Raw genomic sequence first — 24433 nt, forward strand, 5'->3', positions numbered from 1 at the left:
CGGCCTTGCGCCGGTCCCGTTCTTATTGGCGGGCGTTGCGATAGGCCAGCGGCGTCATTCGGGTGTTGGCCTTGAAAAAGCGATTGAAGGCGCTCTGGGACGAGAAGCCGACCCGATCGCTGATGTCCTGCAGCGGTTGATCCCCCTCACCCAGCAAGCGGCAGGCTTCGCTCACCCTCGCGTCCCTCAGCAGGGTGGAGAAGCTGCTCCCCTCCCCCTGCAATTTGCGATTGAGGGTCCAGCGGCTGACATTCATGGCCGCGCACACCTCCTTGAGCAGGCTCTCGTCGCTCTCCAGCTCCCCTTCCCGGATCTTGTGGCGGATCCGCTCCCCCACCAGACAGGCAAAGGGGGCCCGCTCGGCAATGTCGGCGCAGATCTGCGCCAGCTGGGCCAGTTGCAGATGACCCAGCGGCTCGTTGTAGCAGTGGCTGGGGCAGTCGAGTTGGGCGTTGTCGATGGTCAGGGTGTTTTCCCCCTGCTCCCAGCGGCAGCGGGCTCCAAAGAACTGGTCCAGCAGTTGATGGCGCGGTGGCGGCAGTCCCGTGAAACCCACCGAGACCCGGGGATCCGCCAGATAGACCCGCAAAATCCGGTAGAGGATGATGAAGTTGGGGATGGCCTGACTCGCCCCCAGGCTGGCGGGCCCCTGATTGACATACAGGTATTGGCTGGCCTGCGCCCCCCGCCGCACCCGCAGCTCGTCACAACTGCCGATGATGGGGCGATAGGCCAGCAGCACCTCGAGCGCCGCCCGCGGCGAGGGCTGGTTCAGGCACAGGCTGATGAGCGGCGGATAGTGCTGGTAGAGCTGGCCGATGTCGTAGGAGAGGATGGTCTCGTGAAAACTGGCCAGATAGGGCTGCATCAGTTGCAGCATCCGGTAGTGGCTGTGGGCCGGCAGCCGGCCCTGCTCCCGCTCGATGTCGAACGACGTGAGGCCGCCCGCCATCAAAATGGCATCGGGATCGCCCCCCTGCTGCTGGCAGGCTCCCAGCATTCGTCTGATCACCTGGTTTGATACGCTCTGTGACATCTGCCGTCCTGGCCTCCGTGCTGACAGGAAACTGCTCGTGATCCCCCGGCCCGCCACTGACGGCGGGCCTGCCACCCCGGGCAGCGGGCTGGCGGGACCATTATGGGGCGGTTGCAAAGCGAGCAGATGTAACGGAGTGTAAAAGCACGCGCCAGCGCGCCATTTTGGGCACATTTGGCCGCCATATCGGACCAGTTGCGTCAGGTTCGGTCATGAAAAATGGCGCCCGTGGGCGCCATCTTGATGGGGGCAGTGCAGCCTGCGTCAGTTCGCCTTGTGCTGCTCGGCCAGATAGAGCCAGGTGTCGACCACGGTATCCGGGTTGAGCGACACAGAGTCTATGCCCTGCTCGACCAGCCAGGCGGCGAAGTCCGGGTGATCGGACGGCCCCTGGCCGCAGATCCCCACGTACTTGCCCGCCTTGCGGGCGGCGGCAATGGCCATCGCCAGCAGCGCCTTGACCGCCTCGTTGCGCTCGTCGAACAGGTGGGCGATGAGCCCGGAGTCCCGATCCAGCCCCAGGGTCAACTGGGTCATGTCATTGGAGCCGATGGAGAAGCCGTCGAAGTGCTCGAGGAACTTGTCCGCCAGCAGCGCATTGGAGGGCAGCTCGCACATCATGATGACTTTCAGGCCGCGCTCGCCACGGCGCAGACCGTTCTCGGCCAGGATGTCGATCACCTGCTCCGCCTCGCCTACGGTGCGCACGAAGGGGATCATCACCTCGACGTTGGTCAGCCCCATGACATCGCGCACCCGCTTGATCGCCTCGCATTCGAGGGCAAAACAGGGGCGGAAGCTGTCGGCGATGTAGCGCGACGCACCGCGAAAACCGATCATCGGGTTCTCTTCATGAGGCTCGTAGTCACGACCGCCCACCAGGTTGGCGTACTCGTTGGACTTGAAGTCCGACATCCGCACGATCACCCGCTCCGGCCAGAAGGCGGCGGCCAGGGTGGCGATGCCTTCGGTCAGCTTGGCGACATAGAACTCGCGTGGGCTCTCGTAGCCGGCGATCATCTTGCCGATGGTGGCCTTGAGCTCGGGGCTCTGCTGGTCGAATTCCAGCAGCGCCTTGGGGTGCACCCCGATCATCCGGTTGATGATGAACTCCAGGCGGGCCAGACCGACACCGGCGTTCGGCAGCTGGGCGAAGTCGAATGCCCTGTCCGGGTTGCCGACGTTCATCATGATCTTGATGGGCAGGCGCGGCATGTTGCCCACCTCGGTCACCGCCACGTCAAAGTCGAGTTCGCCGTCGTAGATGAAACCGGTGTCCCCTTCCGCACAGGAGACGGTAATGAGCTGGCCCGGTTCGATGCGCTTGGTGGCATCACCACAACCCACCACCGCCGGAATGCCCAGCTCGCGGGCGATGATGGCAGCGTGACAGGTACGGCCGCCCCGGTTGGTGACGATGGCGGAGGCCCGCTTCATGATGGGCTCCCAGTCCGGATCGGTCATGTCGGTGACCAGCACGTCGCCAGGCTGCACTTCGTCCATCTGGCTGATGGAGGAGATGACCCGCGCCGGGCCCGCGCCGATCTTGTGGCCGATGGCGCGCCCCTCGATCAGCACCTTGCCCGCTTGCTTGAGGGCGAAGCGCTCGAGGGTGTTGGCCTCCTGGCGGCTGCGCACGGTTTCCGGACGCGCCTGCACTATGTAGAGCTTGCCATCCTGCCCATCCTTGGCCCACTCGATGTCCATCGGGCGGCCATAGTGCTGCTCGATGATGAGGGCCTGCTTGGCCAGCTCCATCACCTCGGCATCCGTGATGCAGAAGCGGCTGCGCTCGGCCTCATCGGTGTCGACGATCTGCACCTGGCGGCCGTGGCTGGCATCGCCGGAATAGGTCATCTTGATGAGTTTGGAGCCGAGGGTCTTGCGCACCACCGCCGGGCGTCCTGCCTTGAGGGTCGGCTTGTGCACGTAGAACTCGTCGGGGTTGACTGCCCCCTGAACCACCATCTCGCCAAGGCCCTGAGCGCCGGTGATGAACACCACGTCGTTGAAACCCGACTCGGTATCCAGGGTAAACATGACGCCGGATGCTGCGAGATCCGAGCGCACCATGCGCTGGATCCCGGCCGACAGGGCGACACCCTTGTGGTCATAGCCCTGATGCACCCGATAGGAGATGGCGCGATCGTTGAACAGTGAAGCAAACACATGCTTGACGGCAATCATGACGGCGTCGATGCCGCGCACGTTGAGGAAGGTCTCCTGCTGGCCGGCAAACGAGGCATCCGGCATGTCCTCGGCAGTGGCGGAGGAGCGCACCGCAAAGGACGCGTCAAGCCCGCCGCTGAGCTTGTCGTAGGCAACCCGGATCGCCTGCTCCAGCTCGCTCTGGAACGGGGCGTCGATCACCCAGTCACGGATCTGCTGGCCGGCCCGGTTGAGGGCGGCGATGTCGTCCACATCCAGGCTGTCGAGCAGATCGTGGATCTTGCCGTTGAGGCCGCTTGACTCCAGAAACTCGTTAAACGCAAAGGCGGTGGTGGCAAACCCGCCCGGCACGGAAACTCCGGCACCAGAGAGGTTGCTGATCATCTCGCCAAGGGATGCATTTTTGCCGCCAACTCGTTCTACATCCTGCATTCCGAGTTGCTCGTACCAGAGTACGTACTGTTGCACTTGCATGTCTCCAGGTTGGTGGGCACTGTGCCGCCATGGCACCTTGTGCGCCAGTTTATGTGCGTTATTGTCTGTTTCTACTGTTGCCAACGACCATGAAAACGTTTTCTACTTATTGTCAAAAAAATCCCCGAGCAAGATTTGGGGATGGTCGAATGACACAGACATTCTACAATGCCAACACAAAAAGGTAACGACTCAGGTTTGCAAGCCACTTCACAACTTGGGCACGGCAGACCGGTTGACAAAAACGATATGGTTTCGAGAGATACTTCTTGCCAGCCAGCTCGCCGATCCCCTCACAGGAGCCCCCAGTGCACACCGTATTCTATGTTTCAGACGGCACCGCCATCACAGCCGAAGTGTTCGGTCACGCCGTGTTGAGCCAGTTTCCGCTGGCCTTCGAGCAGATCACCATCCCCTTTGTCGAAACCCTGGAGAAGGCGCGCCAGGTACGGATGCGCATCGACGAGCAGTTCCGCCAGACCGGGGTTCGCCCCATTCTGTTCCACACCATCGTCGATCATCAGGTACGCGAGGAGGTGCTCAAGGCCCAGGCCAGCAGCCACGACTTTCTCAACACCTTCGTCAGCCCGCTGGAGCACGAGCTCGGGGTGAAGGCCGAGCCCAGACTGCACCGCACTCACGGCATGGAGAACCGCAAGCTCTATGACGACCGCATCGAGGCGGTCAACTTCGCGCTGGCCAACGACGATGGCATCACCACCAAGGAGTACGAGGAGGCCGACATCATCCTGATCGGGGTCTCCCGCTGCGGCAAGACGCCGACCAGCCTCTATCTGGCGCTGCAGTTCGGCATTCGCGCCGCCAACTACCCCTTCATCGAGCAGGACATGGGGGTTCTGGATCTGCCGGCCGCCCTCAAGGCCAATCGCCACAAGCTGTTCGGCCTAACCATCGCCCCCCAGCGACTGCACGAGATCCGCAACCAGCGCCGCGCCAACAGCCGCTACTCCTCGCTGGAGCAGTGCGAGCAGGAGCTGGCCTGCGTCGAGCGGCTGTTTCGCCAGGAGGCGATCCGCTTCCTCGACACCAGCTCCCACTCGGTGGAGGAGATCAGCGCCAAGATCCTCGAGGCCACCGGCCTGCGCCGTCAGCTTTATTGAGCAACGCCGCGCGCCGGCAAGCTGACGACACGGCAAACGCCAATAAAAAAGCGCCGGATACATCTGTATCCGGCGCTTGTGGACTGAACCTCAACGGGATTGGGAGCCCGGACGGTTCAGCTCTCTGTTGTTCATCAGCATGGCGTAGAAGTTGAGCACACCGTGACGCCGCCGTACCCGTTCAGTCAGCCAGAGGGCCGGCAGCAGGCCGATGGCACCGGCGATCAACAAGACAGTCCGCAAGTGCATCACCAGATAGTCATCACCCTGCACGGCCCACACCAGCAGGCATCCCGCCGCCATGGTCAGCAGCAGGGGCGAAAGCCACACGGTCAGCCACAGCGCGACGGCCAGCAAACTGCCAATAATACGTTGCATGAAGCGCATCCTTGTTGCACAGGAGGCTTCATAGAACAGGAAATACCAGAAGAGTCAACCGAGCAGCATTCGATTGTTCACAATACAGCCAAACACTTCCCTGCCAGCTTCATCGCTCCCTAAAAACCTGCTTTTCGTCGAAAAAACCAGCGAATGATGAGGAAAACAGGTGCATCCGCGATGGATTATCACTATTCTGCTTCCGTTGGTAGTCGCCATAAAAAACAGAAAGCAACCAACCGTAACGAAATAAATACGGATTTCGTCACGTTTCAGGCACGCTTTGCCGTGCACGGTCACATGGAGTGACCCGACGGACGAGATGACAGACGAATGACTTCAGAAGACGTAAGGAAGGAAGAATGGATCTTCAACAAAACGGCGAGGAGCTGAAGCGCGGTTTGAAAAACCGCCATATCCAGCTCATCGCACTGGGCGGCGCCATCGGCACCGGCCTGTTTCTCGGCATTGCCCAGACCATCAAGATGGCGGGCCCCTCCGTGCTGCTTGGCTATGCCATCGGCGGTTTTATCGCCTTCCTGATCATGCGCCAGCTGGGCGAGATGGTGGTGGAAGAGCCGGTAGCCGGCTCCTTCAGCCACTTCGCCTACAAATACTGGGGTGACTTCGCCGGCTTTGCCTCCGGCTGGAACTACTGGGTGCTCTACGTGCTGGTGAGCATGGCCGAGCTGACTGCGGTGGGCATTTATGTTCAGTACTGGTGGCCCGAGATCCCGACCTGGATGTCGGCAGCCTTCTTCTTCGTGTTGATCAACGCCATCAACCTCTCCAACGTCAAGGCGTTTGGCGAGATGGAGTTCTGGTTCGCCATCATCAAGGTGGTGGCCATCATCGGCATGATTGGCTTTGGCGGCTACCTGCTGGCCAGCGGCAACGGCGGCCCGGACGCCAGCGTCAGCAACCTGTGGGCTCAGGGCGGCTTCTTCCCCAACGGCATCAGCGGTCTGGTGATGGCGATGGCGGTGATCATGTTCTCGTTCGGCGGGCTCGAGCTGGTCGGCATCACGGCCGCCGAGGCCGACAATCCCGAGAAGAGCATCCCCAAGGCCACCAATCAGGTGATCTACCGGATCCTCATCTTCTACATCGGCGCCCTAGCCGTGCTGATGTCCCTCTACCCCTGGGGCAAGGTGGTAGAAGGCGGCAGTCCCTTCGTCATGATCTTCCACGCACTGGACAGCAATCTGGTAGCCACCGTGCTCAACATGGTGGTACTGACCGCAGCCCTGTCGGTTTACAACAGCTGTGTCTACTGCAACAGCCGCATGCTGTTTGGTCTGGCCAAGCAGGGCAACGGCCCGCGCAGCCTGCTCAAGACCAACAAGAGCGGTGTGCCTGTGGTGGCCATCTCCGTCTCCGCGGCGGCAACCCTGCTGTGCGTACTCATCAACTACCTGATGCCGGGCAAGGCGTTCGAGCTGTTGATGGCGCTGGTGGTCTCCGCCCTGGTCATCAACTGGGCCATGATAAGCCTCGCGCACCTGAAGTTTCGCAAGAGCAAGCAGGCCGAAGGCGTGGTTCCCAAGTTCAAGGCGTTCTGGTATCCGTTCGGCAATTATCTCTGCCTCGCCTTCATGGCCGGCATCCTGGTCATCATGTATCTGACCCCGGGCATCCAGATCTCGGTACTGCTCATCCCGGTCTGGATCATCGTGCTGGCCATCGGCTATCAGTTCAAGCAGAAGCGCCAGGCTCGCGTCGCGGCCAACCTGGGCTAACCCCTTTCCTCGCTCCTCTTCAATGCCGGTCACTGACCGGCATTTTTCTGGCCGGCGTTCCCTCCGCGAACCAACATCCATATCGGCCCCCCCTCTTCACCTATGCAGATGACACCATATGCAGATGGCCCAGAGCCGGGTCAACCTCAAGCGCGGGCCGTCACAGCCCGGCAAAATCTGCCTGCAAGAGGGCAGCGCCCGGAAAGCAACAAGCCCGAGACACTGGGCTCGGGCTTGGAAGATACAAGGGGCGAAAGCCGCTGGATTATTCCAGCAGGAAGACGGCTTCCACGTTGTCGGTAATACTGATCTGTTGCTGTTGATAGCTGTTTTCCATCATGTCGGCGGCGGGCGACATGGCGGCAGCCTTGAGAGCCCGGCTGTAGATCGGCATGGGGGTATTGTTGCGATATTCGACGCTGTAAACCTTGCCGAGCTTCATGCCAAATGCCTTGGCCAGCGACTCCGCCTTGCTTCTGGCATCCTCAACCGCACCGAGGCGAGCCTGTTCTTTCATGGCTTGCGGTGTCTTTAGGCCGTATTCAATCTGGGAAACGGACTCCAGCCCGGCCTTGAGCGCGGTATCCATCAGCTCGCTCAGCTTGTCGAGTTGATAGAGCTTGACCGCCAGCTGGCGCTGAGCACGATAACCCACCAGTTCCGGCTTCTTGTTCTGCGGATACTGATACTCCGGGGAGATCACCAGATTACCCGCCTCAACGTCAGTGCGCTTGATGCCCAGCCCTTCGAGCTGACCAAAGAAGGCGGCGACCTTGCCATCCACCTGCTGTTTGGCCTTGATGCCCTGCTTCTCCAGCGCTGTCACGGAGACATTCAGGGTCAGCATGTCGGGCTCTGCTTTTTGCTCGGCATAGCCGCTCACCACCAGATGGGGAGCCTGCGGCACTTCGATGGCAAACAGGGGAGCACTGACCACCAGAGCGGACAGGGTAAGAAGGGGACGCCACATAAAAAAAGACCTCAATCTATTGGAGTGAGGTCATTATGCCCGTCGCCGAATGGGATTCATATATCGTGCAACGGCGGGATCTGATCCAGTACCTGATTGGTCATGTCGATATTGATGCTGATCTCACTGCCAGCCTGCTCCGGATGGCCAGCCGTTACGGGGGAGGCACTGCGGGAGCTGAGCAGCACATCATCATCAAAGTGGAAGGAGTCCCACGACAGAACATGTCCGGCCAGCGGGGTAACCGGGTCTGCCATGGTATCCACCGTCAGAGGGGCGCAGTCGATGTTGTCGGAATGACCGAGCAGATCCTGCAGGCTGATATCGCTCAGACTTTGCAGCGTATACTCCTGCTCCCCCTGCTCATGGCCAACCAGCACCATCATATGAGGTGGCTGCTCACCCTGGGCCGGCGTGAAGGAAATGGTTGCCGCTGCAAAGTCCACATTCAGTGAACCCGCCACCTCGCCATCATCGCTCTCCAGATCCAGCGCATCAATCCGATCACCCGCCATCGTGGCGTGATAGCCAAACTGGCCGGTACAGGTAATGCTGCCCTGCCCGTCCCAGCTATAGCGAATGCCATCGATATCGATCCAATTAAATGACTGCATGGTGACCCTCTCCTGTACTGCCGCTATCTTAGCCGCCCCCTCAGTCAAAAAACAGGGGCCAGGCATGGCCCGGCCCCGTTCACTGGTTACGGATCAACCTTGAGGTTGCCGTCATCCAGCAGCTGCTTGATGATGTCGTGGTTGGTTGTGAGCCCTCCGTTTTGATCCAGATCCAGGTTGCCTTGGAACTGGACGGTCAATTGAGAGCCGCCACTCGCCGATCCGTTCGTGTCTATGGTCAGCTTGTTGGTCGTGGTGTCGAACTGCAGATAGTTGTTGAGCACCGTGGCCAGATCATTGTTGTTGAACCCCGAGGGGACACCGACCAGCAGATCCGACAGATCCAGCACATCCCCCCCGTTGGACGGGTTGCCCAGCGTGAAGTCGGTAATGGTGTCGGTACTGCCATCCGCATCGCCAGCAATCCACTTGAAGGTATCGCTGCCAGCGCCCCCCGTCATGGTGTCGCTGCCCAGACCACCGATCAACAGATCGTTGCCATCTCCTCCTTGCAATATGTCGTTGCCAATTCCGCCGATCAGGGTGTCATTGCCGGATTCCCCATAAAGGGTATCGTTGCCGCTGCCACCATCCAGCACATCATTGCCCGACCCGCCAACCAGAGTGTCTTTGCCTCCCATCCCGTACAGCAGATCATCACCATCACCACCCGACAGGATGTTGTCCAGGCTGTTGCCCGTGATGCTGTCTCCAAAGTCGGACCCGATGGCGTGCCCTTGCGTACTGGTCAGGGTCACATTCACCGCGCTGGCGGAGTCTTCGTAGTCCACGGTAAAGGGGGCATCCGGCAGCAGGCTCAGACCGATGTTGCTGTGAACGGCATCACCATCGCCGTCCGTCAGTGTGACCGGCAACTGCAAGTTGACCGGAACACCCGGAGTCGCCACGCTGGAGCCGAAGTCGCCAATCTTGAAGGTGCTCCCTGCGGCATAGTGGAACTCCAGGCTGTTGTAACCATCTGCGGTATACGCCGCCAGTTTGGTATTGGAGATCACCCCGGCAACTGTCGCGACATAGGCCACACCAGCGGTCGGATCGTCATCGGTAAAGTTGACCGTGAAGCTGTGGCCTCCCACCGAGACAACCTGGGACATGCCGGCTCCGATACTGACAATCCTGGTTGAACCGTTGTAGCTGATCGCCACGGCGGTCAGTGACTCCTTGTTGCCATCGCCAATATCGTTGTCATTGTCCACATCCTGACGGGCTACCAGTTTTACACTGGAGCTGCTATTGATCGCCGTAAACATGGCGGAGGCACCATTTACATCGTAGTGAGCCTCAAAGGCATGGGTCTGGTTCGCCAGGACGCCGTAGGAGCCACCACTGACCGGGTTGCCGGTCAGATCGATGACAAAGTCTATCCGCATCGCCTCACCCGACCCGACGGATGAACCGCTACTGATCCCCCCCGTGTTGGCAGAGGTGTTGACGGTACCGCCATCCACACCATTGGTCATCGCCGTCAGCAGCAGATCCTTGCTGTTGTCATTCGCTGCCGTATTAAAACCGGCCCAGGACGCATTGCCGCCAACGAAGTCGTAACCCCCGCCGTTGAAGTCGATGGTGGTTTGCCCGCCGTCCACTTCGCCAATCATCTGGATCTGATAAGTCCCGGATGCAGGTTGCAGGGTGGCAATAAACACGGTGCCGGCCGCCGTTGTAGCGGTCAGGGTGATACCATCCGACGACAAGGTATAGGTGATGGGCAAGCCACCCGAGGTCAGGCCACTGCTGCCATTCAGACTGCTGTCAAAGCGGATCGAACCACCATCAGCCCCGTAGTTGTTCAACAGCGAGCCATCGCCATCCAGCAGGAAGGTCTCAGTAAGCCCGGACTGGTTCAACATGACTCCCATTGCGGGCGTCATGACAAGGGGCACATCATCTTCAACCTGCACGATGAAATCCCGTACCAGAGTCACATTGTCCGGTCCTTCATGGGCAGTGATCGCACTGGAGAGGTTCAACGCCTTCAGTTCCAGATCATTGCCATCAGCCTGAGCATGATCTATCGGCCCCTGCAGGGTGAAGGTGTAATCACCATCCGCCTCCACCGCCAGCGTAAAGATCGGTTTGCTGCCGGCCATGGCCACCAGGGTATCCACCCCGACACCATGAACGATGCTGTAGGTGATCGGCACACCGCCTGAGGTCAACGCCGGCAAGCCGGCTGTGCTGCCAACACCGAAACTGACGCTGGCACTGTCAATCACCATATGGGCCAGTGAGCCGCCCACGGTTGTCAGGGACGGGTCGTTGCCAGGCAGGCCGGTGGGCAAACCATCCTCGAACACGGAGGCCGTGATCGGTGTGGTATCCAGCACCAGTATCTTCAGCAAGGCACTGGAGGTGTCACCATCTGCATCCACTATGGTGTAGGTAAAGGTCTCCAACGTATCCACTGCTACATCATTGGGCGGTGTGTAGGAGTAGGAGCCGTCGGCATTGACCACCAACTGGCCACCCAGAGGCGTAGTCATGGGACCCGTTGTTCCTCCTTGCACCAGGAAGGTCACGACATTGCCATTGATGCTGTCGGCAACCCCCACATACGCAGCCGGATTGCTGACGGTGAAGCTGACCTGGAACACGGTTGCGGGGGCATCGGCGCCTGCACTGTCCACGCCGGCAGTAGCATCCACATCCGTGATCACATTGCCAGTGGCAGGAGGCGGCACAGTCGCCTGCAAAGTGGCATCCAGGTCATAGATATTGTTGACCAGCGTCACCGCATCTCCGTTGTCTTCCACCAGTCCCAGCTGGGCGATCGCCGAGGCATTGCCGCTCACGTTCAGACCAACGGCGTAAACTTCAACGTTGTTGTTGTTCACAAAGCTGGTCCAGCCGGCGGGGACATTGCCTTCATTGGGCGCACCATCCGACAGGAAATAGACCTTGGTTTCATACCCGGCCAAGGCAGGGTTTGCCAAATCCGTTGTCAGTTGATTCTGCGCCAGTACCAGGGGGGCGTTGTAGTTGGTACCACCGCCATCCGTCGGCAAACCGGAAATGCTGGCCTTGGCCACATCAGGATCACTGGTTTGCGGGATCAGGACTGCACCACTGGCAAAATCAATGACCGTAATGACCAATGGAACCCCCAGCGCCACATACGAGTCGATCATGTGGTTCAGGGCATCCTTGGCCAGTTCCAGACGGTTTGGCGAGCCATTTGACGTCGTACCTATCTGCCACAACATGCTGCCCGAGGTATCGATCACCATGACGAGGTTGAAAGGCGGCAAGCCCGCCTCAGTAATGACGATGCTGTTGTCCTTGGCTGTCGGCACATCGTCCTCAAAGTTGATGTTGCCGCCAAGGTCCGCACTCACCGTCCCGGTCGCGGTGTCGTTGTCGCCATCCACCACCGTCACGGTCGCACTCAGCAGCACCTTGCCATTGGCCAGGCTGATGAGGTTGTTGTCGTTGCTGTTGTCCACGTCCTCCGGCAGATGGTCCAGCTCCGCCGACTGCGTCAGCGTCACCGTGCCATTGCTCGCCACGCTGATGCGGAACACCTCCCCGTCCGTGGTCGAGCCCACGATGTCGTTGCCCACCTTGGTCAGGGTGATGGCCAGCCCGTTGCTGGTCAGCCCGCTGTTGCTGTCGGTCACGCTCAGGCTGTAGCCGCTCACCGTGGTGCTGCCCGGACCGTCCGCCCCATAGTTCGGCACCGCCGCCGCCAGGAACGCCGCCGCAAAGCTGCCGGTCGCCGTGTCACTGGCCGCACCGATGGTCTGTGCATCCTGGGTGGTCAGGGTGATGCCACCGTCTGCCACCGCATTGATGGTCACGCTCGGCACATCGTCTTCAAAGTTGATGTTGCCGCCAAGGTCCGCACTCACCGTCCCGGTCGCGGTGTCGTTGTCGCCATCCACCACCGTCACGGTCGCACTCAGCAGCACCTTGCCATTGGCCAGGCTGATGAGGTTGTTGTCGTTGCTGTTGTCCACGTCCTCCGGCAGATGGTCCAGCTCCGCCGACTGCGTCAGCGTCACCGTGCCATTGCTCGCCACGCTGATGCGGAACACCTCCCCGTCCGTGGTCGAGCCCACGATGTCGTTGCCCACCTTGGTCAGGGTGATGGCCAGCCCGTTGCTGGTCAGCCCGCTGTTGCTGTCGGTCACGCTCAGGCTGTAGCCGCTCACCGTGGTGCTGCCCGGACCGTCCGCCCCATAGTTCGGCACCGCCGCCGCCAGGAACGCCGCCGCAAAGCTGCCGGTCGCCGTGTCACTGGCCGCACCGATGGTCTGTGCATCCTGGGTGGTCAGGGTGATGCCACCGTCTGCCACCGCATTGATGGTCACGCTCGGCACATCGTCTTCAAAGTTGATGTTGCCGCCAAGGTCCGCACTCACCGTCCCGGTCGCGGTGTCGTTGTCGCCATCCACCACCGTCACGGTCGCACTCAGCAGCACCTTGCCATTGGCCAGGCTGATGAGGTTGTTGTCGTTGCTGTTGTCCACGTCCTCCGGCAGATGGTCCAGCTCCGCCGACTGCGTCAGCGTCACCGTGCCATTGCTCGCCACGCTGATGCGGAACACCTCCCCGTCCGTGGTCGAGCCCACGATGTCGTTGCCCACCTTGGTCAGGGTGATGGCCAGCCCGTTGCTGGTCAGCCCGCTGTTGCTGTCGGTCACGCTCAGGCTGTAGCCGCTCACCGTGGTGCTGCCCGGACCGTCCGCCCCATAGTTCGGCACCGCCGCCGCCAGGAACGCCGCCGCAAAGCTGCCGGTCGCCGTGTCACTGGCCGCACCGATGGTCTGTGCATCCTGGGTGGTCAGGGTGATGCCACCGTCTGCCACCGCATTGATGGTCACGCTCGGCACATCGTCTTCAAAGTTGATGTTGCCGCCAAGGTCCGCACTCACCGTCCCGGTCGCGGTGTCGTTGTCGCCATCCACCACCGTCACGGTCGCACTCAGCAGCACCTTGCCATTGGCCAGGCTGATGAGGTTGTTGTCGTTGCTGTTGTCCACGTCCTCCGGCAGATGGTCCAGCTCCGCCGACTGCGTCAGCGTCACCGTGCCATTGCTCGCCACGCTGATGCGGAACACCTCCCCGTCCGTGGTCGAGCCCACAATGTCGTTACCCACCTTAGTCAGGGTGATGGCCAGCCCGTTGCTGGTCAGCCCGCTGTTGCTGTCGGTCACGCTCAGGCTGTAGCCGCTCACCGTGGTGCTGCCCGGACCGTCCGCCCCATAGTTCGGCACCGCCGCCGCCAGGAACGCCGCCGCAAAGCTGCCGGTCGCCGTGTCACTGGCCGCACCGATGGTCTGTGCATCCTGGGTGGTCAGGGTGATGCCACCGTCTGCCACCGCATTGATGGTCACGCTCGGCACATCGTCTTCAAAGTTGATGTTGCCGCCAAGGTCCGCACTCACCGTCCCGGTCGCGGTGTCGTTGTCGCCATCCACCACCGTCACGGTCGCACTCAGCAGCACCTTGCCATTGGCCAGGCTGATGAGGTTGTTGTCGTTGCTGTTGTCCACGTCCTCCGGCAGATGGTCCAGCTCCGCCGACTGCGTCAGCGTCACCGTGCCATTGCTCGCCACGCTGATGCGGAACACCTCCCCGTCCGTGGTCGAGCCCACAATGTCGTTACCCACCTTAGTCAGGGTGATGGCCAGCCCGTTGCTGGTCAGCCCGCTGTTGCTGTCGGTCACGCTCAGGCTGTAGCCGCTCACCGTGGTGCTGCCCGGACCGTCCGCCCCATAGTTCGGCACCGCCGCCGCCAGGAACGCCGCCGCAAAGCTGCCGGTCGCCGTGTCACTGGCCGCACCGATGGTCTGTGCATCCTGGGTGGTCAGGGTGATGCCACCGTCTGCCACCGCATTGATGGTCACGCTCGGCACATCGTCTTCAAAGTTGATGTTGCCGCCAAGGTCCGCACTCACCGTCCCGGTCGCGGTGTCGTTGTCGCCATCCACCACCGTCACGGTCGCACTCAGCAGCACCTTGCCATTGGCCAGGCTGATGAGGTTGTTGTCGTTGCTGTTGTCCACGTCCTCCGGCAGATGGTCCAGCTCCGCCGACTGCGTCAGCGTCACCGTGCCATTGCTCGCCACGCTGATGCGGAACACCTCCCCGTCCGTGGTCGAGCCCACGATGTCGTTGCCCACCTTGGTCAGGGTGATGGCCAGCCCGTTGCTGGTCAGCCCGCTGTTGCTGTCGGTCACGCTCAGGCTGTAGCCGCTCACCGTGGTGCTGCCCGGACCGTCCGCCCCATAGTTCGGCACCGCCGCCGCCAGGAACGCCGCCGCAAAGCTGCCGGTCGCCGTGTCACTGGCCGCACCGATGGTCTGTGCATCCTGGGTGGTCAGGGTGATGCCACCGTCTGCCACCGCATTGATGGTCACGCTCGGCACATCGTCTTCAAAGTTGATGTTGCCGCCAAGGTCCGCACTCACCGTCCCGGTCGCGGTGTCGTTGTCGCCATCCACCACCGTCACGGTCGCACTCAGCAGCACCTTGCCATTGGCCAGGCTGATGAGGTTGTTGTCGTTGCTGTTGTCCACGTCCTCCGGCAGATGGTCCAGCTCCGCCGACTGCGTCAGCGTCACCGTGCCATTGCTCGCCACGCTGATGCGGAACACCTCCCCGTCCGTGGTCGAGCCCACGATGTCGTTGCCCACCTTGGTCAGGGTGATGGCCAGCCCGTTGCTGGTCAGCCCGCTGTTGCTGTCGGTCACGCTCAGGCTGTAGCCGCTCACCGTGGTGCTGCCCGGACCGTCCGCCCCATAGTTCGGCACCGCCGCCGCCAGGAACGCCGCCGCAAAGCTGCCGGTCGCCGTGTCACTGGCCGCACCGATGGTCTGTGCATCCTGGGTGGTCAGGGTGATGCCACCGTCTGCCACCGCATTGATGGTCACGCTCGGCACATCGTCTTCAAAGTTGATGTTGCCGCCAAGGTCCGCACTCACCGTCCCGGTCGCGGTGTCGTTGTCGCCATCCACCACCGTCACGGTCGCACTCAGCAGCACCTTGCCATTGGCCAGGCTGATGAGGTTGTTGTCGTTGCTGTTGTCCACGTCCTCCGGCAGATGGTCCAGCTCCGCCGACTGCGTCAGCGTCACCGTGCCATTGCTCGCCACGCTGATGCGGAACACCTCCCCGTCCGTGGTCGAGCCCACGATGTCGTTGCCCACCTTGGTCAGGGTGATGGCCAGCCCGTTGCTGGTCAGCCCGCTGTTGCTGTCGGTCACGCTCAGGCTGTAGCCGCTCACCGTGGTGCTGCCCGGACCGTCCGCCCCATAGTTCGGCACCGCCGCCGCCAGGAACGCCGCCGCAAAGCTGCCGGTCGCCGTGTCACTGGCCGCACCGATGGTCTGTGCATCCTGGGTGGTCAGGGTGATGCCACCGTCTGCCACCGCATTGATGGTCACGCTCGGCACATCGTCTTCAAAGTTGATGTTGCCGCCAAGGTCCGCACTCACCGTCCCGGTCGCGGTGTCGTTGTCGCCATCCACCACCGTCACGGTCGCACTCAGCAGCACCTTGCCATTGGCCAGGCTGATGAGGTTGTTGTCGTTGCTGTTGTCCACGTCCTCCGGCAGATGGTCCAGCTCCGCCGACTGCGTCAGCGTCACCGTGCCATTGCTCGCCACGCTGATGCGGAACACCTCCCCGTCCGTGGTCGAGCCCACAATGTCGTTACCCACCTTAGTCAGGGTGATGGCCAGCCCGTTGCTGGTCAGCCCGCTGTTGCTGTCGGTCACGCTCAGGCTGTAGCCGCTCACCGTGGTGCTGCCCGGACCGTCCGCCCCATAGTTCGGCACCGCCGCCGCCAGGAACGCCGCCGCAAAGCTGCCGGTCGCCGTGTCACTGGCCGCACCGATGGTCTGTGCATCCTGGGTGGTCAGGGTGATGCCACCGTCTGCCACCGCATTGATGGTCACGCTCGGCACATCGTCTTCAAAGTTGATGTTGCCGCCAAGGTCCGCACTCACCGTCCCGGTCGCGGTGTCGTTGTCGCCATCCACCACCGTCACGGTCGCACTCAGCAGCACCTTGCCATTGGCCAGGCTGATGAGGTTGTTGTCGTTGCTGTTGTCCACGTCCTCCGGCAGATGGTCCAGCTCCGCCGACTGCGTCAGCGTCACCGTGCCATTGCTCGCCACGCTGATGCGGAACACCTCCCCGTCCGTGGTCGAGCCCACAATGTCGTTACCCACCTTAGTCAGGGTGATGGCCAGCCCGTTGCTGGTCAGCCCGCTGTTGCTGTCGGTCACGCTCAGGCTGTAGCCGCTCACCGTGGTGCTGCCCGGACCGTCCGCCCCATAGTTCGGCACCGCCGCCGCCAGGAACGCCGCCGCAAAGCTGCCGGTCGCCGTGTCACTGGCCGCACCGATGGTCTGTGCATCCTGGGTGGTCAGGGTGATGCCACCGTCTGCCACCGCATTGATGGTCACGCTCGGCACATCGTCTTCAAAGTTGATGTTGCCGCCAAGGTCCGCACTCACCGTCCCGGTCGCGGTGTCGTTGTCGCCATCCACCACCGTCACGGTCGCACTCAGCAGCACCTTGCCATTGGCCAGGCTGATGAGGTTGTTGTCGTTGCTGTTGTCCACGTCCTCCGGCAGATGGTCCAGCTCCGCCGACTGCGTCAGCGTCACCGTGCCATTGCTCGCCACGCTGATGCGGAACACCTCCCCGTCCGTGGTCGAGCCCACAATGTCGTTACCCACCTTAGTCAGGGTGATGGCCAGCCCGTTGCTGGTCAGCCCGCTGTTGCTGTCGGTCACGCTCAGGCTGTAGCCGCTCACCGTGGTGCTGCCCGGACCGTCCGCCCCATAGTTCGGCACCGCCGCCGCCAGGAACGCCGCCGCAAAGCTGCCGGTCGCCGTGTCACTGGCCGCACCGATGGTCTGTGCATCCTGGGTGGTCAGGGTGATGCCACCGTCTGCCACCGCATTGATGGTCACGCTCGGCACATCGTCTTCAAAGTTGATGTTGCCGCCAAGGTCCGCACTCACCGTCCCGGTCGCGGTGTCGTTGTCGCCATCCACCACCGTCACGGTCGCACTCAGCAGCACCTTGCCATTGGCCAGGCTGATGAGGTTGTTGTCGTTGCTGTTGTCCACGTCCTCCGGCAGATGGTCCAGCTCCGCCGACTGCGTCAGCGTCACCGTGCCATTGCTCGCCACGCTGATGCGGAACACCTCCCCGTCCGTGGTCGAGCCCACAATGTCGTTACCCACCTTAGTCAGGGTGATGGCCAGCCCGTTGCTGGTCAGCCCGCTGTTGCTGTCGGTCACGCTCAGGCTGTAGCCGCTCACCGTGGTGCTGCCCGGACCGTCCGCCCCATAGTTCGGCACCGCCGCCGCCAGGAACGCCGCCGCAAAGCTGCCGGTCGCCGTGTCACTGGCCGCACCGATGGTCTGTGCATCCTGGGTGGTCAGGGTGATGCCACCGTCTGCCACAGCATTGATGGTCACGCTCGGGCCGTCATCCTCGAAGCGGAACACACTGTTGGCGCCCAGATCCACCGCCGCACTGGCACGGTCGCCATCGGCGTCGGTCACGGTCTGCACCAGGGTCAGTACGCCCTGCCCCACGGTCAGTGCCACGCTGTCATCTGCATTGCTGGTGTCGCCATGCCAGACGTTGTCCAGCAGGGCCAGGGTCACTTCCCCGCTGGTCGGGTTGATGGTCAGGGTGAAGTAATCCACCCCGCCGGCGCTGCCGGTGATGACGTTGCCCACCTGATTGAGCAGGATGGCCGCCCCCTGGCCGTTGGCGGCCAGCGGATCCACCGCATAGAGGCCGCTTGCCACGTTGCTGCCGCTCAGCGCCAGGCTGTAGCCAATGCTGCCTGCCCCGTCGGCCCCGAAGGCCGGGTTGAACTGGGCCTGCACGTCGGCCGCGCTCAGGCTGGCACTGGCCACCCCGTCGCCGCCCACCCCGCCCAGGCTGACCAGGCTCTCGTCCACGGTCGCCCCCAGGCTCGGCGCTTCTTCTGCGAGGCCAGCCCGCGGGCCGTCATCCTCGAAGCGGAACACGCTGTTGGCACCCAGATCCACCGCCGCACTGGCACGGTCGCCATCGGCGTCGGTCACGGTCTGCACCAGGGTCAGTACGCCCTGTCCCACGGTCAGTGCCACGCTGTCATCTGCATTGCTGGTGTCGCCATGCCAGACGTTGTCCAGCAGGGCCAGGGTCACTTCCCCGCTGGTCGGGTTGATGGTCAGGGTGAAGTAATCCACCCCGCCGGCGCTGCCGGTGATGACGTTGCCCACCTGATTGAGCAGGATGGCCGCCCCCTGGCCGTTGGCGGTCAGCGGATCCACCGCATAGAGGCCGCTTGCCACGTTGCTGCCGCTCAGCGCCAGGCTGTAGCCGATGCTGCCCGCCCCGTCGGCCCCGAAGGCCGGGTTGAACTGGGCCTGCACGTCGGCCGCGCTCAGGCTGGCACTGGCCACCCCGTCGCCGCCCACCCCGCCCAGGCTGACCAGGCTCTCGTCCACGGTCGCCCCCAGGCTCGGCGCTTCTTCTGCGAGGCCAGCCCGCGGGCCGTCATCCTCGAAGCGGAACACGCTGTTGGCACCCAGATCCACCGCCGCACTGGCACGGTCGCCATCGGCGTCGGTCACGGTCTGCACCAGGGTCAGTACGCCCTGTCCCACGGTCAGTGCCACGCTGTCATCTGCATTGCTGGTGTCGCCATGCCAGACGTTGTCCAGCAGGGCCAGGGTCACTTCCCCGCTGGTCGGGTTGATGGTCAGGGTGAAGTAATCCACCCCGCCCGCGCTGCCGGTGATGACGTTGCCCACCTGATTGAGCAGGATGGCCGCCCCCTGGCCGTTGGCAGCCAGCGGATCCACCGCATAGAGGCCGCTTGCCACGTTGCTGCCGCTCAGCGCCAGGCTGTAGCCGATGCTGCCCGCCCCGTCGGCCCCGAAGGCCGGGTTGAACTGGGCCTGCACGTCGGCCGCGCTCAGGCTGGCACTGGCCACCCCGTCGCCGCCCACCCCGCCCAGGCTGACCAGGCTCTCGTCCACGGTCGCCCCCAGGCTCGGCGCTTCTTCTGCGAGGCCAGCCCGCGGGCCGTCATCCTCGAAGCGGAACACGCTGTTGGCACCCAGATCCACCGCCACACTGGCACGGTCGCCATCGGCGTCGGTCACGGTCTGCACCAGGGTCAGTACGCCCTGTCCCACGGTCAGTGCCACGCTGTCATCTGCATTGCTGGTGTCGCCATGCCAGACGTTGTCCAGCAGGGCCAGGGTCACTTCCCCGCTGGTCGGGTTGATGGTCAGGGTGAAGTAATCCACCCCGCCCGCGCTGCCGGTGATGACGTTGCCCACCTGATTGAGCAGGATGGCCGCCCCCTGGCCGTTGGCAGCCAGCGGATCCACCGCATAGAGGCCGCTTGCCACGTTGCTGCCGCTCAGCGCCAGGCTGTAGCCGATGCTGCCCGCCCCGTCGGCCCCGAAGGCCGGGTTGAACTGGGCCTGCACGTCGGCCGCGCTCAGGCTGGCACTGGCCACCCCGTCGCCGCCCACCCCGCCCAGGCTGACCAGGCTCTCGTCCACGGTCGCCCCCAGGCTCGGCGCTTCTTCTGCGAGGCCAGCCCGCGGGCCGTCATCCTCGAAGCGGAACACGCTGTTGGCACCCAGATCCACCGCCGCACTGGCACGGTCGCCATCGGCGTCGGTCACGGTCTGCACCAGGGTCAGCACGCCCTGCCCCACGGTCAGTGCCACGCTGTCATCTGCATTGCTGGTGTCGCCATGCCAGACGTTGTCCAGCAGGGCCAGGGTCACTTCCCCGCTGGTCGGGTTGATGGTCAGGGTGAAGTAATCCACCCCGCCCGCGCTGCCGGTGATGACGTTGCCCACCTGATTGAGCAAGATGGCCGCCCCCTGGCCGTTGGCAGCCAGCGGATCCACCGCATAGAGGCCGCTTGCCACGTTGCTGCCGCTCAGCGCCAGGCTGTAGCCGATGCTGCCCGCCCCGTCGGCCCCGAAGGCCGGGTTGAACTGGGCCTGCACGTCGGCCGCGCTCAGGCTGGCACTGGCCACCCCGTCGCCGCCCACCCCGCCCAGGCTGACCAGGCTCTCGTCGACGGAGACAGTCCCCAGCCCTTGCGTATTGGAAGTCAGGGTGACGCTGGGAATATCATCCAGAATGACGACATCCAGACTGCCATTGGCCGTGTCACCATCCGGATCGACCAGCACAACATTGAAACTCTCCACCAGTGATGCATCGTTAGCTGGTTGAGTGTGTGTCTCGCTGTCGTTCAGCGTATAGCTGTAACTCACACTCCCCGTTCCAGTTGCAGGGTTGTAATTGATGCCAGTAACAGTCAACTGATTGCCCAACGGGCTGGCGATGGTTTGCGGGAACGAAGTGATGGTTTGTCCATTGGTGATCAGTGCAACACCACCCAGGGTCAAGCTCTGGACACCATCGGCCGCACTGAAGGTAAAAATACCGCTCTGGGTCAAGGCTGCTGCATTGGGATTACTGCCATCTGCTAAAGAGGCTTCATTGAGCGTCAGCTCTCCTCCTTCCACCTGCAAACCAGCCAGTTCGACCGGTTCATCAACCGGCGTGATAGTAATGGTCAAAGTGGATTGGACGGTATCTACACCATCGGTGACGGTGTAGCTGACGGCGGGAACGGGACCATCATAATTGAGAGCCGGCGTGAACTGATAGCTACCATCCGCATTGATCAGCAGAGTACCGATCCCTGCCAGGCTGACAGGTGTACCCAAGGTGGCATTGGCAACCCCACCCCAGCTAAATCCAGACACGGAAGCCGCCTGCGGACCATCATTGTCGATGGTGTTGGCAAGCAGATTGCCCGATACGGCTACATCTTCCGTCACCACCACACTCTCTCCCTCATCGGCGAGATCATTGATGGGGGTGATCGTCAACTCCAAGGTGGATTGCACCGTGTCGGTGCCATCAGTCACGGTATATATCACTGGTGGAACGGCGCCATCGTAGTTGGGAGCCGGTGTGAATGTGAAACTGCCATCCGTATTGACGATGAGTGTGCCTACCCCATCGATGGTCACGCTGGTACCGGCAGCTATATTGGCATTGTCCCCCCAGGTGAAGATCAGTACTGACGCAGCCTGCGGCCCATCGGTATTCACCGTGTTATCCAGCAGATTACCACTCAGAGATCCGTCTTCAGCAACGGTCAGTTGCTCTCCCTGATCCGTCAGCTCATTGACCAGCAAGGGCTCCGCTATCTGCTGGGTATCCACCACCGGCTCAGCTTGGTAGGTAGTGTCAAACCCGGCGGCGGCGATAGTGGCATCGCCAATCCTGTCGATGGTTACAAAACCACCGTTACCGCTGGCTCCAGCAACCCCACCGATCCCACCGCCACCACCTGCAGCCGGAGCACCACCCGCAGCTGACGCTTCAAAGTTTTGCGTCGGGTCAACCCCTTGCAAAATCGACTTTTGCAAGGCGGCTATATCAGGAGAGGCCGCATTTCCGGCATCCGGAGCCGGTGGCAGGCCGGTAGCAGGCGCATCATGGGCTGGAGCATCCGGTGTGGCAGCCGCCGGTGAATCATCGTAGGGCGCCAATAACAATTTGGCATCATCTGCAATGTTGAGCTTTGCCCCGGGTTGCAGGATCTCTCCTTTTTGCAGAGGGCGGCTGCTTCCATCAGCCAGCACGATTTGCACATTGCCTTCAACTGCAGAAACCACAACGGTTTTGTCGATGATTTGGGTACGCATGTCCATTGCTCCAACGTGACGGATCTCGATGTCTACACCATAGATGTCCGTGCTTCTTGCATCCGTTGCAAAAATGTATGGGATTCGTGTCAAAACTGGGGAGGGGAAATGTACGAAATCGAATGTTCTTTTTTATATCGTCAAATCAATCAGTTGCGCGACACCAAATGAAGCCATCTAGTCTAATTAAACTGAGAATAAGCATGCTTATTAATTTTTCGAATAAAAAAGGGGCCCTTGTGGGCCCCTGAAATACTTGGTCATGCTCACGGCAACGGAAATGCCGGGTGTACAAAGCCCTGGTAACCATCGATATGAAGCTTTGAAAGCAACTCGACCTGGTGTTGATCCTCCACTCTGGTCGCAATGGTTGTAACGCCGGCATTGTGGGCGGCACGACATACCGCAGCCAGGAAGGAAGTATCAGCCCCAGGCTCCATAACCTGGCTGGTATAACCGTGGTCAACCTTGACATAGGAAGGTGCAAGCTCCTCCAGATACCCCAGTGACTGGAAGTGGCGTCCATAGTGATCCACCCCCCACTGAAAGTCATGCTCTTGCAGAACATGAACCAGAGCGGTCACATGCTCCTTGTGCTTCATGATGGCGGCTTCAGGGATCTCGAACAGCAAGCGCTCTTTCAATCCGGCATTGTCGCTCAGATAGCCGGTCAGCCAAGTACGGAATTCATCTGAACACAGCGAACCAGCCGTAATATTGACCGCCAGGACCAGATCAGGTTGCTGCTGCAGTAATGGAACTGACGCATCCAGTATTGCCTGGTCAAACTCACCACCCAGCTTGAACTGCTCGATGGCAGGCAGGAACTGGCCTGCGAAATAATCGGTACCATCGCGAGAGATGGAGGCAAACAGTTCTGCATGCATACGCAGACCATTATCAAACCGGCAGGCTGGCTGCGCCTTGAAACGCCACAAATGCCGTGCAATCGCATCCTGAACCAGATCACGCCAAGCCAGACGTCCCATCAACCCCTGATCTGTGCCCCCTTCCATGACCACGGCACCACGACGTTCATTGCGGGCCCTGCCCAGCGCATTGTCAGCCTTGGTCAGCAGTGCCGACAAATCATCGTTGCCATCTCGGCCAGCAATACCAATGACGGACAAGGCGCCCCCCTCACCCATGGGATTCACCACCAGATCGGCGATGCGACTATTGATCACTTCAGCCAAATCCTTCAATTGGGAAAGGTCATCTGTCGGGCACAACAGGGCATATTCCGTTGCCGAGATCCGCGCCACAGCAGAGCCATCCCACCCTTTCAATTGTTCTTTCAAAGCCTGGGCTATCGATTTGACCATGTTGTCACGCGCAGCAAATCCCTCTTCGCGGTACAGCTCGTCCAGCATGTCGACGGCAACCAGCATGACCCCCCCTTGACCAGCCTCTGCAATCCAGGCGTTGACCTGACCCACGAAATAAGCCCGGTTGCCCAAGCCGGAAACGGCGTCGACGTAAACCCGCTCCCGCAGTTTTTCAGCCTCGTCGGCCTGCTCTTTGAATTGCACGGCCAACTTGCTGGAGAGGGTATTGATGGCCTGAACCACCTGTTTCAATTCATGGGTCTTGGGCTCGGGAATGGCATGGCCAAAGTGATGCAACTCTATCTCGACGGCCTGCTCACAAATCTGCTTGAGCGGCTTGAGCAGGTAGTTGAGTGCCCGCATGAGCAAGATGGTGGTGATCAGAAAACCTATAAGGAACCAGCTGGCAAGCTCACTCATTCCACGCCACAACTCGTAATAGGCCTGGCCGGGATGGCCAACGACCTTCAATTTACCCAGTTGCAGCCAGCCCGACGTCAGGATCGACTCATTGGATACCTCGGGAAACAACCCAAGATTGATGAACCATTGGGGAACACCTTGAATGTTATTGGTATTTTCCTGCTCGATGACATCCTTGGAAGCCAGCAAGTCCAGACGGACCAGACGATAATATCCCCCGTCAAATATCGCCTGAATGACGGACTCAGCCCCCACCTTGTCACCATTTTCCAAATAAGGGGTCAGTGCCAGCCCCAGAGATGTGGCTGTATTGATGACGGTGGTTTCCTGCTGTTGGGCCAGATAGGTACGAGTCGAGTTGAATTGCACCCAATAGGTAGCTGCAAACAACAACCCGAACAGGATCAACATGGTTGCCAATAATTGTCTGTAGAGCGTCATA

At 61.4% G+C, this 24433-nt stretch carries 9 protein-coding genes; 2 read left to right on the forward strand and 7 right to left on the reverse strand.

Annotation, left to right across the window (positions count from 1 at the left end; all coding sequences use genetic code 11):
- Nucleotides 1-22 precede the first annotated feature (22 nt).
- Nucleotides 23-1000, reverse strand: coding sequence for an AraC family transcriptional regulator (locus I6L33_RS18065; protein WP_211051876.1), 978 nt, complete (start codon nucleotides 998-1000; stop codon nucleotides 23-25).
- Between the two features lie 300 nt (nucleotides 1001-1300).
- The gene (gene ppsA / locus I6L33_RS18070; RefSeq protein WP_216973057.1) at nucleotides 1301-3679 is read right to left on the reverse strand and encodes a phosphoenolpyruvate synthase; all 2379 of its coding nucleotides are present in this window, start codon (nucleotides 3677-3679) and stop codon (nucleotides 1301-1303) included.
- Nucleotides 3680-3987: 308 nt separating this feature from the next.
- On the opposite strand from ppsA, the gene I6L33_RS18075 reads away from it, so the two are divergent.
- Nucleotides 3988-4800: a pyruvate, water dikinase regulatory protein gene (locus I6L33_RS18075; protein WP_005302533.1), complete on the forward strand. Its 813-nt coding sequence runs from the start codon at nucleotides 3988-3990 to the stop codon at nucleotides 4798-4800.
- Between the two features lie 90 nt (nucleotides 4801-4890).
- Here I6L33_RS18075 and I6L33_RS18080 read toward each other — a convergent pair whose 3' ends face one another.
- Nucleotides 4891-5178 carry a hypothetical protein gene (locus I6L33_RS18080; RefSeq protein WP_005302535.1) on the reverse strand — a complete coding sequence of 96 codons (288 nt, stop codon included), beginning with the start codon at nucleotides 5176-5178 and terminating at the stop codon, nucleotides 4891-4893.
- A gap of 362 nt (nucleotides 5179-5540) precedes the next feature.
- Between I6L33_RS18080 and I6L33_RS18085 the strand changes: the two genes are divergently transcribed.
- The gene (locus I6L33_RS18085) at nucleotides 5541-6917 is read left to right on the forward strand and encodes an amino acid permease (RefSeq protein ID WP_010633582.1); all 1377 of its coding nucleotides are present in this window, start codon (nucleotides 5541-5543) and stop codon (nucleotides 6915-6917) included.
- 265 nt (nucleotides 6918-7182) lie between these two features.
- Here the strand turns inward: I6L33_RS18085 and I6L33_RS18090 are convergent, their stop codons facing one another.
- The 4 genes from I6L33_RS18090 to I6L33_RS18105 form a co-directional block, all read right to left on the reverse strand.
- A complete protein-coding gene (locus tag I6L33_RS18090) occupies nucleotides 7183-7887 on the reverse strand; it encodes an SIMPL domain-containing protein (protein WP_017783052.1) in 705 nt (234 codons plus the stop codon).
- Nucleotides 7888-7943: 56 nt separating this feature from the next.
- Entirely contained in the window at nucleotides 7944-8501 is a 558-nt protein-coding gene (locus I6L33_RS18095; RefSeq protein ID WP_117403140.1) for a hypothetical protein, read from the reverse strand.
- 86 nt (nucleotides 8502-8587) lie between these two features.
- Nucleotides 8588-22246 (reverse strand): retention module-containing protein, encoded by a 13659-nt coding sequence (locus I6L33_RS18100; protein ID WP_367948369.1) that lies wholly within the window; start codon nucleotides 22244-22246, stop codon nucleotides 8588-8590.
- Between the two features lie 260 nt (nucleotides 22247-22506).
- A complete protein-coding gene (locus I6L33_RS18105) occupies nucleotides 22507-24432 on the reverse strand; it encodes a LapD/MoxY N-terminal periplasmic domain-containing protein (protein ID WP_123247255.1) in 1926 nt (641 codons plus the stop codon).
- Nucleotide 24433 lies beyond the last annotated feature (1 nt).

This window comes from Aeromonas sp. FDAARGOS 1403 (assembly GCF_019047325.1).
GTDB classification, from domain to species: domain Bacteria; phylum Pseudomonadota; class Gammaproteobacteria; order Enterobacterales; family Aeromonadaceae; genus Aeromonas; species Aeromonas dhakensis.

Excerpts from the sequence above, each read along its gene's own strand:
- I6L33_RS18065 (WP_211051876.1), bottom strand. The coding sequence starts at position 1,000 with ATGCTGGGAGCCTGCCAGCAGCAGGGGGGCGATCCCGATGCCATTTTG.
- ppsA (WP_216973057.1), bottom strand. The coding sequence starts at position 3,679 with ATGCAAGTGCAACAGTACGTACTCTGGTACGAGCAACTCGGAATGCAG.
- I6L33_RS18080 (WP_005302535.1), bottom strand. The coding sequence starts at position 5,178 with ATGCAACGTATTATTGGCAGTTTGCTGGCCGTCGCGCTGTGGCTGACC.
- I6L33_RS18085 (WP_010633582.1), top strand. The coding sequence starts at position 5,541 with ATGGATCTTCAACAAAACGGCGAGGAGCTGAAGCGCGGTTTGAAAAAC.
- I6L33_RS18090 (WP_017783052.1), bottom strand. The coding sequence starts at position 7,887 with ATGTGGCGTCCCCTTCTTACCCTGTCCGCTCTGGTGGTCAGTGCTCCC.
- I6L33_RS18095 (WP_117403140.1), bottom strand. The coding sequence starts at position 8,501 with ATGCAGTCATTTAATTGGATCGATATCGATGGCATTCGCTATAGCTGG.
- I6L33_RS18100 (WP_367948369.1), bottom strand. The coding sequence starts at position 22,246 with ATGGACATGCGTACCCAAATCATCGACAAAACCGTTGTGGTTTCTGCA.
- I6L33_RS18105 (WP_123247255.1), bottom strand. The coding sequence starts at position 24,432 with ATGACGCTCTACAGACAATTATTGGCAACCATGTTGATCCTGTTCGGG.